At 67.9% G+C, this 15179-nt stretch carries 13 protein-coding genes; 8 read left to right on the top strand and 5 right to left on the bottom strand.

Features of this window, described 5'->3' with window-relative positions; genetic code table 11:
• On the top strand, positions 1–194 hold a 194-nt coding region (locus ACXJKH_RS05015), incomplete at its 5' end, for a hypothetical protein (RefSeq protein WP_457318525.1).
• 46 nt (positions 195–240) lie between these two features.
• Here the strand turns inward: ACXJKH_RS05015 and ACXJKH_RS05020 are convergent.
• Positions 241–2277, bottom strand: coding sequence for a TonB-dependent receptor domain-containing protein (locus tag ACXJKH_RS05020; protein WP_457318526.1), 2037 nt, complete (start codon positions 2275–2277; stop codon positions 241–243).
• Between the two features lie 496 nt (positions 2278–2773).
• On the opposite strand from ACXJKH_RS05020, the gene mdoH reads away from it, so the two are divergent.
• From mdoH to hemC, 5 genes are read left to right on the top strand one after another with little or no spacing between them, the layout of a single operon-like run.
• On the top strand, positions 2774–4681 hold the full coding sequence (mdoH, locus tag ACXJKH_RS05025; protein WP_457318527.1) for a glucans biosynthesis glucosyltransferase MdoH: 1908 nt from the start codon (positions 2774–2776) through the stop codon (positions 4679–4681).
• 54 nt (positions 4682–4735) lie between these two features.
• Positions 4736–5401, top strand: a complete 666-nt coding sequence (locus ACXJKH_RS05030) for an alpha/beta hydrolase (RefSeq protein WP_457318528.1) — start codon at positions 4736–4738, stop codon at positions 5399–5401.
• A 3-nt stretch (positions 5402–5404) separates the two neighbouring features.
• Complete coding sequence (locus tag ACXJKH_RS05035; RefSeq protein ID WP_256777409.1) at positions 5405–6451, top strand: sensor histidine kinase; 1047 nt, start codon at positions 5405–5407, stop codon at positions 6449–6451.
• A 10-nt stretch (positions 6452–6461) separates the two neighbouring features.
• Complete coding sequence (locus ACXJKH_RS05040; RefSeq protein ID WP_457318529.1) at positions 6462–7190, top strand: LytR/AlgR family response regulator transcription factor; 729 nt, start codon at positions 6462–6464, stop codon at positions 7188–7190.
• Positions 7191–7199: 9 nt separating this feature from the next.
• Complete coding sequence (gene hemC, locus ACXJKH_RS05045; protein ID WP_457318530.1) at positions 7200–8111, top strand: hydroxymethylbilane synthase; 912 nt, start codon at positions 7200–7202, stop codon at positions 8109–8111.
• A gap of 176 nt (positions 8112–8287) precedes the next feature.
• Here the strand turns inward: hemC and ACXJKH_RS05050 are convergent, their stop codons facing one another.
• Both ACXJKH_RS05050 and ACXJKH_RS05055 read right to left on the bottom strand, forming a co-directional pair.
• Positions 8288–9064 carry a DUF481 domain-containing protein gene (locus ACXJKH_RS05050; RefSeq protein WP_256777412.1) on the bottom strand — a complete coding sequence of 259 codons (777 nt, stop codon included), beginning with the start codon at positions 9062–9064 and terminating at the stop codon, positions 8288–8290.
• A 118-nt stretch (positions 9065–9182) separates the two neighbouring features.
• Positions 9183–9800 (bottom strand): LolA family protein, encoded by a 618-nt coding sequence (locus tag ACXJKH_RS05055; RefSeq protein WP_457318531.1) that lies wholly within the window; start codon positions 9798–9800, stop codon positions 9183–9185.
• A 93-nt stretch (positions 9801–9893) separates the two neighbouring features.
• On the opposite strand from ACXJKH_RS05055, the gene ACXJKH_RS05060 reads away from it, so the two are divergent.
• Positions 9894–10859 carry a helix-turn-helix transcriptional regulator gene (locus tag ACXJKH_RS05060; RefSeq protein ID WP_256777414.1) on the top strand — a complete coding sequence of 322 codons (966 nt, stop codon included), beginning with the start codon at positions 9894–9896 and terminating at the stop codon, positions 10857–10859.
• Between the two features lie 122 nt (positions 10860–10981).
• Positions 10982–11776, top strand: a complete 795-nt coding sequence (locus tag ACXJKH_RS05065) for a MetQ/NlpA family ABC transporter substrate-binding protein (RefSeq protein WP_457318532.1) — start codon at positions 10982–10984, stop codon at positions 11774–11776.
• 83 nt (positions 11777–11859) lie between these two features.
• Here the strand turns inward: ACXJKH_RS05065 and glpK are convergent, their stop codons facing one another.
• Both glpK and glpD read right to left on the bottom strand, forming a co-directional pair.
• On the bottom strand, positions 11860–13359 hold the full coding sequence (gene glpK, locus ACXJKH_RS05070) for a glycerol kinase GlpK (protein ID WP_457318533.1): 1500 nt from the start codon (positions 13357–13359) through the stop codon (positions 11860–11862).
• 38 nt (positions 13360–13397) lie between these two features.
• Positions 13398–14885: a glycerol-3-phosphate dehydrogenase gene (gene glpD / locus ACXJKH_RS05075; RefSeq protein WP_457318534.1), complete on the bottom strand. Its 1488-nt coding sequence runs from the start codon at positions 14883–14885 to the stop codon at positions 13398–13400.
• Positions 14886–15179 lie beyond the last annotated feature (294 nt).

Consider the following 15179-nt stretch of genomic DNA (forward strand, 5'->3'; position numbering starts at 1 on the left):
GAGATAACCAGACCATGTCCAGTGTTGTGATCACCGCTGAGCGTCCGCAGGCAGGCCCGCGGATCGCGCCGTGCCCGCAGGCTACCCAGGCCCAGCATCTGCTGGCGCACCTGCAGTTTTCCCAGCTCGGTTCGCGTGCGCTGACCAAGCCGCCGCTGGATGCCGACATCGCCGTGGCGGCGACGCCGGCCTGATCGGCCAGCGCGCGGAGCAGGCTCCGCGCGCTGCATCAGCGTCGCCTCAGAAGCGCGCGGTCATCCCCAGGAAGTAGCTGCGCCCGGCCACGAAGTAGTCGGTGGCGCCTTCGGCATACAGCTTCTTGTCGGCGATGTTGCTGACGCCCGCGCGCACGGTCAGTGCGTCGTTGACGTGCCAGGCCGCGGTCAGGTCGTACAGCGTGTAGGCCTTGATGAAGGTGCTGGCCACGCCATCCTGCTTGCCGGTGTACTGCGCCGAGACCGTGGTCGAGAACGCATCGATCGGGGTCCAGTCCACCGACGAATAGCCGGAGAACTCGGGGGTGTCGATCAGGTTCTCGCCGGTGGTGAGGTTCTTGGCCTCCTTCATCCAGGTGGCCGAGGTACGCCAGCGCCAGTGCTCACCCAGGCTCAGGTTGAAGTTGCCTTCCATGCCGCTGGTGCGGGCGCGGTCGACGTTGTCCATGCGCGTYCACCAGTACCCGTTGAAATAGCCGAGGGGTTCGTACTCGATCTTGTTCTTGAAGTCGGTATGGAAGTAGGTCAGGCCGGTATCGACGGTGCCGTTGTCGAAGTTGAAGCCGACCTCGCGATTAGTGCTGGTTTCCGGGTCCAGGTTCGGGTTGCCGGCCATGTAGCAGCTGCCGCTGATGTACCCCAGCGGGCGCAGCGAGCCGCAGCCGCGGCCACCGGATTCGGTCGCGGCCGAGGCGGCGTTCTCGGTCAGGCTGGGCGCGCGGAAGCCCTTGGAGATGCCGCCGCGCAGGGTCCAGCTTTCGGCCGGATGGTAGACCAGGTACGCACGCGGACTGACGTGGCTGCCGAACTGCTCATGGTGGTCCAGCCGCGCGCCCAGGGTGAGGGCAAGCGTTTCGTGCAGCTTCAGTTCGTCCTCGACGAACACCGCCCAGGTATCCACTTCCAGCGTTGAACCCGCCACCGGGTTGCCGGCGTAATCGACCGGGGCCTGGCCGATGGTGTCGGTGTTGGTCAGCTGCTGGCGCTTCCACTGGCCGCCGACGCTCAGCTGGTGATCCACCCACAGCGTGAACGGCGTGCTCAGGCTGCTTTCCAGGATCATGTCCTTGGCCTGCGAACGCCCGTTCGGACCGATGTCGTTCTTGAACTCGGTCCAGTAGCCGGTGACCTTGGAGGTGCCGAAGGACCAGTTGCCGGTGTGGCTCAGCGACAGGCTGGTGCGCTTGAGCTCGCTCGCGCCCCAGGCACCGTCGCCCTCGTCTTCCAGCGTGGTACTGGCGAAGGCCTGCTGCACGCCGTAGCCGGCCTCCAGCTCCAAGCGCTGCGCCTCGCTCAGCGTCCAGTCCAGCAGCGCGTCGACGTTGCGGTCCTTTTCACCGCCATACGCATTGCCGTACACACCACCGTTGCTGCGGTCGGAGGCGCGGTGAGTGTAGTTGGCCCCCAGGCGCATGCCGATGTTCTCGGTGAGCGGGCCGGAGAAGTTGGTGCCGATCTGCTGGGTATCGCCGCGCTTGCTGTCCTGCGGGGAGGTGTAGCTGTGCGTCGCGCTGCCGCCCCAGGTGTCACCGATGCGGCGGGTGATGATGTTGATCACCCCGCCCATGGCATCGGACCCGTACAGCGAGGACATCGGGCCGCGCACCACTTCGATGCGCTCGATCTGGTCCGGCGAGATCCAGTTGAGGTCCTGGCGGCCAAGATCGGGGCGATAGTTGGTCGAGGCCGAGCTGCCCACGCGCTTGCCGTCGATCAGGATCAACGTGTAGTTGGAGGGCATGCCGCGCAGCTTGATCTTGGATTGTTCGCCGGCGGCGCTGAGACCGCCGGTGACGCCGGGAACGCGGCTGAGCAGGGTGCCCAGGTCATGCACGGGCTGGCGTTCGATGTCTTCGCGGGTGATCACGCTGATGCTGGCCGGCGCATCCTTGATCCACTGCTGGTTACCCGAGGCGGTGACCACCACGGTATCCAGGTCCTTGGCGGCAGGATCGGCGGCAACCTCGGCCAGGGCGATGCCGGGGCTGGCCAGCAGCAGGCAGATGGCGACGGCGAGCGGGGCGCGGACCCGCCGCGCGGGGGAGGAGCAGAAAACAGACATGAGGGTCTTCCATGGAGGGAAATGGATCCCCGACCGGGAAGCGTCTGGCGATGTCAGTACGACGAAAGCAGGCAACCCGACCGGTGGGACTGCGCACGGCGGAGTGCCGGCGCGTCTGGGTGGGTAGTGCGGTATCGCATGCCTGCCTGGTTAACGGAATGATAACCGTTTACAAAATGAATGGGCAGAGGTCCACGGCGCAAGGTCTGCGGTGTTCTGTCGCAGCCGAGGCGCTCCCGGATTTGCTGAATGGGGACAAATCGACATACCAGCCTTCGCGCGCGGCTTACATTTGGCCCCCTATGCTGGGCCGCATTTTTCGCCTCAGTCCCGTTGGAGAGTTCGTGGGTTCCGGTAGTGACACACAACAGCTGCGTGCCGGTCACGGCCCTGCGCAGGTAGGATGCAAGGGCGCCGCTGGGCGTACCGGGATCTGGATGACCCTCTCCGCACCGGGCATGTCCGGGATGGCACCACTCACGCAGGATAGCCGCCGATGAGTGTGCAATCAGTCAAGACCGTGGTGGACGCCGGGCGCGCGACGCTGCCGGCCGAAGCGCCGATGCCGATGCCCGAGCAGTCCTTCCGCGACGGCCGGCTGAAGGTGCCGCGCCAGCGCACCGCACCGCGGTTGATGGCGCTGCGCCGCTTCTACATCCTGGGTGGCACCGCGGCGATGACCATCGGCGCCACCGTGATGATGTGGAAAGTGCTGGCGATGAACGGCATCACCGTGCTGGAGGCGTGCCTGCTGGTGCTGTTCGTGGCCCTGTTTGCGTGGATCGCGCTGTCTTTTGCCGGGGCGGTGGCGGGCTTCCTCACGGCGGTGTTCGACCGCGGCTACAAGCTGGGCATCGACCCGGACCAGCCGCTGCCGGTGGTGCATACCCGCACCGCACTGCTCATGCCCACCTATAACGAAGACCCGCGCCGGCTGCTGGCCGGCCTGCAGGCCATCTACGAATCGGTGGCCGAAACCGGGCAACTGGCGCAGTTCGATTTCTTCGTGCTCAGCGATACCCGCCGCGACGACGTCGGCGCGGCCGAGGAACAGGCCTTCGCCGACCTGTGCGATGCGGTGGGTGGGCATGGGCACCTGTTCTATCGTCGCCGTGGCGACAACAGCGGGCGCAAGGCCGGCAACATCGCCGACTGGGTGCGCCGCTTCGGCGCGGGCTACCCGCAGATGCTGATCCTGGACGCGGACAGCCTGATGACCGGGGACACCATCGTGCGCCTGGTGGCCGGCATGGAGCACAACCCCGACGTCGGCCTGATCCAGACCCTGCCGGCGGTGATCGGCGGGCGGACGCTGTTTGCGCGCATGCAGCAGTTCGGCGGCCGCGTGTACGGGCCGGTGATCGGTCGCGGCGTGGCCTGGTGGCACGGTGCCGAGAGCAACTACTGGGGCCACAACGCGATCATCCGTACCGAAGCCTTCGCCGACAACGCCGGCCTGCCCGCGCTGCCCGGCAAGCAGCCGTTCGGCGGCCACGTGCTCAGCCACGATTTCGTCGAAGCCGCGTTGATGCGTCGCGGTGGCTGGGCCACGCACATGGTGCCGTACCTCAAGGGCAGCTACGAAGAAGGCCCGCCCACCCTCACCGACATGCTGGTGCGCGACCGCCGCTGGTGCCAGGGCAACCTGCAGCACGCCAAGGTGGTCCGCTCCAAGGGCCTGCACTGGGTCAGCCGCATGCACATGATGATCGGCATCGGCCATTACTTCACCGCGCCGATGTGGGGGATGCTGATGCTGGTGGGCATCGCCATCCCGCTGTTCCAGGGCGGCATCGACTTCAACGAAGTACTGCATCTCTCGCCCGGCGTGTACTGGCGCCACCAGGACGAAGAGAAGGTGATCCGCATGTTCGCCATCACCATGGTGGTGCTGTTGACCCCCAAGGTGCTGGGCTACGTGGCAATGCTGCTCGACCGCGTCGATCGGCGTGGCTGTGGCGGCGGCATCCGCGCATTCGTGTCGATGCTGCTGGAAACCGTGCTGGCTGCCCTGATGGCGCCGGTGGTGATGTACGTGCAGTCGCGCGGCGTGGCCGAGGTCCTGGCCGGCAAGGATTCGGGCTGGGATGCGCAGCAGCGTGACGATGGCGGCATCTCCTGGCCGGCGCTGATCCGCGGCTACGGCGGGCTGAGCGTGTTCGGGCTGTTCATGGGCGCGCTGGCCTATGCGGTGTCGCCCTCGCTGGCGGCGTGGATGGCCCCGGTGGTGATCGGCATGGTGCTGGCCATCCCGGTGGTGGCGCTGACCTCCTCGCGCAGCGCCGGCACGCTGATGCATCGCCTGCGGCTGATGGAGATTCCCGAAGAAACCGCACCGCCCAAGGTGCTGGTGCGCGCCGCGCAACTGCGCCGGGCGGCGGCCGAGCACACCACCGCGGGCTGACCGGCAGGCCCGGCGGCGCTGCATAATGCGGCTTCAATGTCTTGGAGTCGCCCCATGCTGGACAGCGTCATCAATGAAACCGGCACCGACCCGCAATGGGCGGTGCTGTGGCTGCACGGCCTCGGTGCCGACGGCAACGACTTCGCGCCGATCGTGCCCGAACTGCTGCGCCCGCACTGGCCGGCGATCCGCTTCGTGTTCCCGCATGCGCCGGTGCAGCCGATCACCATCAACAACGGCGTGCCGATGCGGGCCTGGTACGACATCGTCAGCATGGACTTCCGCTCGCGTGCCGACGCCGCCGGCGTGGATGCGTCGGTGCAGGCGCTGGATGCGTTGATCGAGCAGCAGATTGCCGGCGGCATTCCCGCCGAGCGGATCCTGCTGGCCGGCTTCTCGCAGGGTGGTGCGGTGATCCTCAGCGCGGTGCTGCGCCGCACGCGCCCGATCGGTGGGCTGATCGCGCTGTCCACCTACCTGCCTGACCCTGAAAATGCAGCCGCGCAGCGCGCGCCCGACGGCATCCGGCCGCCGGTGTTCATGGCCCACGGCACGCAGGACCCGGTAATCCCGCAGGCGGTCGCCGCGCATACCGCGCAGACCCTCAAGGACCTCGGCTTCCCGCTGGCGTGGCATTCCTACCCGATGGCCCACCAGGTCTGCGCCGAGGAACTGCAGGCGCTGGGTGACTGGCTGGACGCGCGTTTCCAGGCCGCCTGAGCCATGACCGACCCCCGCCAGCTGCCCTGGTTGCCCGAACTGTGCCGCCTGCCGCGGCTGGCGGCGATGCTCGGCCTGGCCGAACTGGTGGTGGTGGTGGTCGCGCTGGCGCCGGACGGCAGCCGTCACTGGCGCCTGTCCGACTTCCTGTCGGCCAGTGGCTTCGCGGTGTGGCTGGCGCTGGCGGTGACGGTATGCCTGTGCGTGGCGCGCACTGCGTTGTCGCGCCTGCCGGAGGCGGTCGGCACTGCGCTGGCGGTGACCATGACCGCATTGATCGCCGCGCTTTGCGCCGGCGTCGTGCATGGCCTGTACGGCGTGCTCGACACCCAGGGGTTCGCCCAGCAGGTCGGGTTCTGGCGCTTCACCCTGGGCAGCGCCACCATGACCGCGTTGATCGTTGCGCTGGCGCTGCGCTACTTCTACGTCAGCGATCGCTGGAGCGCGCAGACCGTGGCCAACGCGCGCGCGCAGGCCGATGCGCTGCAGGCACGGATCCGCCCGCATTTCCTGTTCAACAGCATGAACCTGATCGCCAGCCTGGTACGCCGGGATCCAGTCGTTGCCGAGCGCGCGGTGCTGGATCTGTCGGATCTGTTCCGTGCCGCGCTCGGGGCGGGCGAGGGGGATTCCACGCTGCGCGATGAGTGCGAACTGGCCGAGCGCTACCTGTCGATCGAATCGCTGCGGCTGGGCGAGCGGCTGCAGGTGCGGTGGGAACGCGACGAACCGCTGCCGTGGTCGCTGCCGATGCCACGGCTGGTGCTGCAGCCGCTGGTCGAAAACGCCGTGCTGCACGGCATCTCGCGCCTGCCCGGGGGCGGCACCATCGTCATCGCGCTGTCCTGCACGGGCAACCAGCTGCACGTCCGCGTGCACAACCCGGCGCCGGATCCGCAGGCACGGGCGCTGCCGCTGGCACAGGGCGCCGGCCACGCGCAGCGCAGCATCGCGCACCGCCTGGCCTGGCGCTTCGGCCCGTCCGCGCGGATGACGGGGGCATGGAGCGACGGCTACTATGCCTGCGACATCACCGTTCCGGTGCCCTGAGGAAACAGACGTGAAGGTGGTCATCGCCGACGACGAACCGCTGGCCCGCGAGCGCCTGCGCAGCCTGCTGGYCGAGCAGCCCGGGGTAGAGGTGGTGGCCGAGGCCGAAAACGGCGAGCAGGCCCTGCATGCCTGTGCCGAACTGCAGCCGGACCTGGTGCTGCTGGACATCGCCATGCCCGGCCTGGATGGCCTGGAGGCCGCGCGTCACCTGGCCACCTTCGACCCGCGCCCGGCGGTGGTGTTCTGCACCGCCTACGATGCGCATGCGCTGTCGGCGTTCGAAGCGGCGGCGATCGACTACCTGATGAAACCGGTGCGTCCCGAGCGCCTGGCCGCCGCGCTGGAACGCGCGCGCACCTTCCTGGCCGGCCGCAGCGGGCAACCCAGCGCACCCAGCCAGCAGGTGCGCACGCTGCTGTGCGCACGCCTGCGCGGCAGCCTGCGGCTGATCCCGATCGAAGACATCCATTACCTGCAGGCCGAAGAGAAGTACGTGGTGGTGCACCACGCCCGCGGCGAGGACCTGATCGAAGAATCGCTGAAGTCGCTGGAGGAGGAATTCACCAACCGCTTCGTGCGCATCCACCGCAACTGCCTGGTCGCCCGCCATGAGCTGATCGAGCTGCGACGAAATGGCGCAGGCCAGGTCCAGGCCGTGCTGCGCCATGGCAAGGCGCCGCTGGAAGTGAGCCGCCGCTGCGTGGCCAGCATCAAGCAGGACCTCAAGCACCTGTAAAATGGGGGCATGAAGACCCTGCGCATCGCCACCCGAAAGAGCCCGCTTGCCTTGTGGCAGAGCGAACACGTCGCCGACCGCCTGCGTCAGGCGCATCCGGGGCTGGACGTGGTGCTGGTGCCGATGAGCACCCGCGGCGACGAAGTGCTGGACCGCTCGCTGGCCGCGATCGGCGGCAAGGGCCTGTTCCTGAAGGAACTGGAGCTGGCGATGCTGCGCGGCGAGGCGGACTGTGCGGTGCACTCGCTCAAGGACGTGCCGATGGAGCTGGACGCGCCGTTCGCGCTGCCGGCGATGCTGACCCGCCACGATCCAGCCGATGGCTTCATCTCCAACCTGTACGCCTCGGTGGACGCGCTGCCGCTCGGCGCGCGCGTGGGCACCTCGTCGCTGCGTCGCCAGGCCCAGCTGCGCGCGCTGCGCCCGGACCTGGAACTGCTGGACCTGCGCGGCAACGTCAACACGCGCCTTGCCAAGCTGGACAACGGCGGCTACGACGCGATCGTGCTGGCCGTGGCCGGGCTGGAGCGGCTCGGCCTGGGCAATCGCATCGTGGCCCGGCTCACCGCACCGGCGTGGCTGCCCGCACCGGCGCAGGGTGCGGTGACGGTGGAATGCAACGGCGAGGACGCCCAGGTGATGGCGCTGTTCGCCGCGCTGGACGATGCGCGTACCCGCGCCTGCGTGGAAGCCGAGCGTGCGATGAACCGCGCGCTGCATGGCAGCTGCCATGTGCCGGTGGCCGGCTTTGCCCAATGGGAAGGCGAAGATCTTTTCCTGCAGGGCCTGGTCGGCGGCGTGGCCGATGGGCGCACCGTGCGTGCCGAGGCGCGTGGCCCGGGCAGCGATCCGGAGGGATTGGGGCAGTTGGTGGCGCGTGGGCTGCTGGACGGTGGCGCGGGTGAACTGCTCGCGGTGTGAGGGGCGCGCTCAGCCGACCAACGGTCGGCTCTACGAGGTGTCGGCAGCCGACCAACGGTCGGGTTTACGGGGTGTCGGTAGCCGACCAACGGTCGGCTCTACGGGGTGTCGGTAGCCGACCAACGGTCGGCTCTACGTTGACGCCGGGCTTGGGGGCGCGGATGCGCCCACGGCCGTCACTTGAACTTGTACACCACGTTCATCGTGGTCAGCGTGTCGGTCTTGCGCTTGTCTTCGGCCACGTCGCTGTTGTAACGCGCCTGCCAGCCGGCCTTCAGCGCCAGGTGCTCGTTCATGCTCACCGACACGCCGAAATCGTTCTGGCCGAAGGTGTTGTACGAGCCCGATTCGACCAGCAGCGTGTTGACCAGGTCGGTATTGGGGGTCAGCGAATACTTGACGTCGAACAGGCCACGACCGATCAGGCCGGTGCGGGTGGCATCGTCTTCGGTGTTGTGCGTGCGACGCACACCGGGGCCGATCTGTGCGTCCATGTAGAAGCGGTCGCCTTCCACCAGCCGGGTGCCGTAACCCAGACCGAACGAGCTCTGCCGGTCGTAGGTGGCGAAATCATCGCGCTCGTAACGCACCGTGGCGGTCAACTGGCGGTGCTCGCCCAGCTGCAGCGCGCTGCCGGCACTGCCGGTATAGCGGTTGGCGGTGGTGTTGCTGCGCTTGATGGTGGAGCCGTCGTCGTTGGTTTCAATGTATTCCGAACGCGAACGCAGGCCGAACAGGTCCAGGCTGTGCACCCAGTCGTCGTCGGTGTAGCGCAGGCGCAGGCGGCCGTTGGCGCTTTCGGTGTTGCTGTTGCCGCGCGCCGAGGCGAAGCCGAATTCACCACCGCTGCCGCTCCATGGCGAGGTCATCGCGGCCGGGTCGGTGGTGTCCTGTGCGAAGGCCACAGGGGCACACAGCAGCAGGGGAACAAGCAACGAGACGCGCAGGGACATCAACGGTTCTCCGGATCGAACGGTGGGGGACGGGCAACGGGGAATGATACTTGATGCGTCCCGCGCGTAATTCCGCCATCGCCCCGTGCTTTAGCAGGGGTTCGGGCAGATCGCCTGTTCAGGGTAGTTCGATGCGCAGCGTGGGGTCATCGAAACGCGCGTAGCGCAACGTGATCCGGTAGGTCTGCCCATGGGTCTGGCCATCGCGCTCGATCTGCACCGGCAGGCCCTGTGCGTTGATCCAGTACAGCATCCCGTCCGGCGCGGCGCTGGCGTGACGCACGCGGTACTTGTGCGCCGGCTGCCCGCCGATGGCCTCGGTGCCAAGATCCTCCACCTGCAACTGGGCCGGGGCAAGATCGGCCGGCAGCGGGTTGCGCCACTGCGCCAGCAGGCCGGGTGGCACCGGCACCTGGCGCACTTCACCGGCACGCTGCAGGAAGAAGGTGTCGCCGATGATCAGCTGCGGGCCGTCGTCGGTCTGCAGCCGGTAGCGGTCCGGGGCGACGAAGTCCATCGTGGTCTCCACCGTGCGCGGCCCCTGCATGCGCAGGGTGGCGTGGAAGCTGCGCAGCTGGCCGAAACGCTGGCTGGCACTCAGCACCGCCTGCACCGGATCGACCGCGACCGGCACCGTGCCCGGCGCCGCAGGCGCGGCCGTGGCCGCCGGATCGGCGCTGCCCCCGCAGCCGGACAACAGCGCGGACAGGAGGATGGCAGCGGGCAACAGGCGCATGGCAGGCGGCAACGGGTGGGTTTGGGGCCCTCACGATAGCCCAAGATGCGGCCAGAGCCGCCACAACGACGGCGACTCGGACATAATCGGGTCATGGACCGATATGAACGCATCAACGCCCTGCATCGTCTGCTGAAGTCCGCGCGCTATCCGGTGACGGTGGCGACCCTGCAGGAAAAACTGGAGTGTTCCCGCGCCACCGTCTACCGCGACCTGGCGTTCCTGCGCGATGCGCTGATGGCGCCGGTGGAGGGCGACGGCGAGGCCGGCTTCCGCTACCAGGACGACGAGAGCGACCGCTTCGAACTGCCGGGGCTGTGGCTCAGTTCCGAAGAGCTGCATGCGCTGCTGGCCTCCCAGCATCTGCTGGCGCGGACCGGTGGCGGCGTGCTGTCCTCGGTGCTGGCGCCGCTGCAGCAGCGCATCGAAGGCCTGCTCGCGGCCCAGGCCGGGGTCTCCACCTGGCCGGTCGACCGGGTCCGGGTGATCCCGCACCGTGGCCGCAAGTTCGACGAAGCCAGCTTCCGTGCGGTGGCCTCGGCGGTGCTGGAGCGCAAGCAGCTGGCCTTCGAATACCGCGCCCGCTCCACCGATGAGGCGACCAAGCGCACGGTCTCGCCGCAGCGCATGACCCACTACCGCGACAACTGGTACCTGGACGCCTGGGACCACGGTCGCGAGGGCCTGCGCAGCTTCGCGGTGGACCGCATCTACAAGGCGCGGGTGGTGGACACCGTGGCCCGCGATGTCGATGACAACGAACTGGACGAACAGCTGGGCGCCAGCTACGGCATCTTCTCCGGCCCGCCCAAGGGCTGGGCCACGATCGTGTTCAGTGCCAAGGCCGCGCGCTGGGTGGCCGACGAACACTGGCATTCCAAGCAGCAGGGGCGCTTCCTGGCCGATGGTCGCTACGAGTTGAAGGTGCCTTACAGCGTCTCGCGCGAGCTGCTGATGGACGTGCTGCACTACGGCTCGGATGCGGAGATCATCGAGCCGGTGATGCTGCGCGAACAGGCCAAGGCGCTGCTGGCGCTGGCGTTGACCAACTACGAGTAACGGCGCGGCGGGCGGACGCCCGTCCGCTTGGCTCATGCCCGCCGGTCATATGGCTATGGATACCGCACGGCCGGGGCGTACGGTATGGTTGGGCGCTATCGATGCCCCGGATACCGCCCCCCATGAAGAAGACCCTGCTGCTCCCGCTGCTTGTCGCCGCGCTGGCCCTGTCCGCCTGCGGCAAGCCCAACGCCGATTCCCAGAAGCTGGTGGTGGCCGCCACCGCCGTGCCGCATGCTGAGATCCTGGCGGTGGTCAAGCCGATCCTGCAGAAGGAAGGCCTGGAGCTGGACGTGCGCGTGTTCAACGACTACGTGCAGCCCAACGACCAGCTGGTGCAGAAGCAGGTGGACGTCAACTACTTCCAGACCGAGCCGTACCTGGACGCCTACAATCGCGACCGCAAGACCGATCTGGTCAAGGTCGTGGGCGTGCATATCGAGCCCTTCGGTGCGTACTCGCGCCGCTTCAAGTCGCTCGATGAAGTGCCCACCGGCGCCGACGTGGTGATTCCCAACGATCCGAGCAACAACAGCCGCGCACTGATCCTGCTGCACAAGGCCGGCCTGATCACGCTGAAGGATCCGACCAACGCCCTGGCCACCCAGCGCGACATCATCGCCAACCCGAAGCAGCTCAAGTTCCGCGAGCTGGATTCGGCGATGCTGCCGCGCGTGCTCGACCAGGTCGACCTGGCCCTGATCAACACCAACTACGCACTGGATGCCGGGCTCAATCCGACCCAGGATGCACTGGCGATCGAAAGCAAGGAATCGCCGTACGTGAACTTCCTGGTCGCCCGCCCGGACAACAAGGACGATGCCCGCGTGCAGAAGCTGGCCAAGGCGTTGACCAGCCCGGAAGTGAAGGCCTTCATCGCTGAAAAGTACAAGGGCGCGGTTCTGCCGGCGTTCTGATCCAACGGCGGGCCGACCCACGGTCGGCCCCTACCGCCGGTCGCGAGCTACCAGCGCGGCAATGATCGACACCGCGTGCGGCGTCACCCCACCCGGAACCCCATCGTGGCCTGTACCGCCTGCTGCCAGCCGGCGTACAGCGCCTCGCGCTGGTCCACCGCCATCTGCGGCATGAAGCGCCGGTCCACCGCCCACTGCGCGGCGATCTCTTCCCGGCTGCCCCAGAACGCCGTGGCGAGCCCGGCCAGGTAGGCCGCGCCCAAGGCAGTGGTTTCAGCCACCTGCGGGCGCACCACCGGCACGCCCAGGATGTCGCTCTGGAACTGCGCCATGAAGTCGTTGCCGATCGCACCGCCATCAGCGCGCAGCTCCTTCAGTTCGATTCCGGCATCGGCCTGCATCGCGGCCAGCACGTCGCGGGTCTGGTAGGCCATCGATTCCACCGCCGCGCGGATGAAGTGTTCCTTGCTGGTGCCTCGGGTCAGGCCGAACATCGCCCCGCGCACATCGCTGCGCCAGTACGGCGCGCCCAAGCCTACGAAGGCCGGCACCAGGTAGACCCCGCCGGTGTCGGGCACGCGTTCGGCATAGGCCTGGCAGTCGCTGGATTTGCCGAACATGCGCAGCCCGTCGCGCAGCCACTGCACCACCGAGCCGGCGACGAAGATCGATCCTTCCAGCGCGTACTCGACACGCCCGTCGATGCCCCATGCCAGCGTGGTCAGCAGCCCGTTGTTGGACACCACCGCCTTGTTGCCGGTGTTCATCAGCATGAAACAGCCGGTGCCATAGGTGTTCTTGGCCATGCCCGGTTCGAAGCAGCCCTGCCCGAACAGCGCCGCCTGCTGGTCGCCCGCGATCCCGGCGATCGGGATGCGCTGGTCGAAGAAAAACTGCGACTGGGTGCTGGCATACACCTCGCTGGAGCTGCGCACCTGCGGCAGCATCGCGCGCGGGATATCCAGCAGCTGCAGCAGCTGCTCGTCCCAGTCCAGGGTGTGGATATTGAACAGCAGCGTGCGCGCGGCATTGCTGTAGTCGGTGACGTGGGTGGTGCCACCGCTGAGGTTCCACACCAGCCAGCTGTCGATGGTGCCGAACAGCAGCTCGCCACGTTCGGCGCGGGCCTGCGCACCGTCCACGTGATCCAGGATCCAGCGGATTTTGGTGGCCGAGAAATACGCATCGATGAGCAGGCCGGTCCGCTCGCGCACCAGCGGTTCGTGGCCTTCGGCCTTGAGCCGTTCGCAGATGGCATGGCTCTGCCGCGATTGCCAGACGATGGCGTTGTGGATCGGCTGGCCGGTGGCCTTGTCCCAGACCACGGTCGTTTCGCGCTGGTTGGTGATGCCGATGGCGGCGATCTGGCGCGCGTGGACCTGCTCGCGGTTGAGCAGCTCGGTCAGGGTGGTATAGACGCTGGTGAGAATCTCGCGCGGGTCGTGCTCGACCCAGCCCGGTGCCGGAAACAGCTGGGCGAACTCGCGCTGTGCACTGCCGACGATGCGGCCGCTGCGATCGAACAGGATCGCGCGGGAACTGGTGGTGCCCTGGTCGATGGCGAGCACGTACTGCTTGTCCATGCCTTGCTCCGTACGACGAATCGAGGTGACGCCACAGCCTACGCCATCGCCGCCAGGCGGTGCTGCAGGTACTGCGCCAGCGCGTCGCGTTGCGCTGCGTCCAGGCGCAGGCCCAGCCAGGTACGTCGCCAGAGCAGGTCGTCGAGCTGGCGTACCCATTCGTGGCCGATCAGGTAGTCGACCTCGCGCTGGTAGAGGCCCGCACCGAAATGCGTGCCCAGCTGCGCCGGCGTGGTCGCCGACCCGAGCAAGGTGGACGCGCGCGTGCCGTAGCGCCGCGCCAGGCTCGCCAGCAGCGTCGCCTGCTGGTTCGGATAGAGCGACTGCAGGCGCGCCAGCACGGTGGGCGCATCGCCGCCATCGCCACCGGGCAGGGTAGGCCCGCTGGCGGTCCAGGCCGGTTCGCTGCGTCCCAGTACCGGCCCAAGCTGGTCGACCGCTTCTTCGGCGAGGGTCCGGTAGGTGGTGAGCTTGCCGCCGAGCACGCTGAGCAGCGGCGCCTGGCTGGCGTCCAGCTGCAGGCGGTAGTCGCGGGTGACGTTGGCCGCCTCATGATGGTGGTCGGCCAGCAGCGGGCGGACCCCGCTGTAGGTCCAGACCACCTCGGTCGGTTGCACGGGTACGCGCAGCCAGCGGTTGACCGCCTCGCACAGGTAGGCGACCTCACTGTCGGCGGCCTGTACCTGCGCAGGATCGCCGTGGTAATCCACGTCGGTGGTGCCGATGAGGGTGAAGTCCTGTTCGAACGGCAGCACGAATACGATGCGTTGATCCGGTTGCTGCAGCAGGTAGGCGCTGTCGTGCGCGTACAGGCGCGGTACAACGATATGGCTGCCCTGGACCAGGCGCAGGCCGATCGGCGCATCCATGCCGGCGCGTTCGAGCAGATTGCCGGCCCACGGTCCGGTGGCGTTGACGACGGCGCGGGCGCGCAACCGCTGCACGCTGCCATCGGCGCTACGCAGTACCGCCCACCAGTGATCGCGGTGGCGGATGAGCTGTTCGCAGCGGGTGCGCACGCGGATCTGCGCGCCGCGTTCGTGGGCGTCCAGCGCATTGAGCAGCACCAGGYGGGCATCGTCGACGCGGGCATCGGCGTAACTGAAGCCGCTGCGGAAGCCGGGCTGCAGCACGGCGCCGCGCGGGTCGCGACGCAGGTCCAGTCGTTGYGAGCGCGGGAATGCGGCGCCAGCGTGGCCGAGGTGGTCATACAGCCACAGTCCGGCCTGCAGCATCCAGCCGGGGCGCAGGTGCGGGGCCTGGGGCAGGACGAACTCGGTGGGGACGACCAGGTGCGGGGCGAGGCGGTGCAGGACGCTGCGTTCGCGCAGGGCTTTGCGGACCAGGCCGAACTCGCCGTACTGCAGGTAGCGCAGGCCGCCGTGGATGAGTTTGGTGCTGGCGCTGGAGGTGTGCGCGGCAAGGTCGTCCTGTTCGCACAGGCACACCGACCAGCCGCGGCCGGCCGCGTCCCGGGCGATGCCGGCGCCATTGATGCCGCCGCCGATGACCAGCAGGTCGAGCATCGGTTCCGTTCCGGTTCCTTCCATCCCCGTCCCCGGTAGTGCGATGCCCGCAGTATCGGGGGTGGCGGGACAAGGGCGAATGAAAGGTGTTTTTTTGTTTTTTCGAGGCAAAGGCCGAAAGCTAAAGGCCAAAGGCAGTGCGCCGGCTATCCAGGCAGGGCAGGGGCCTGTGAGTTTGCAGGACACGCCGTAAACCCATCCTTGGGGGCTCGTTCCCCGCATCCATGCGGGGCACGGTCCTGCAAACTCACAGGCCCCTGCCCGTCGATAGTTCGGCGGTGGCCTTGGCAAGGC

It is taken from the genome of Stenotrophomonas sp. P5_B8 (assembly GCF_054049855.1).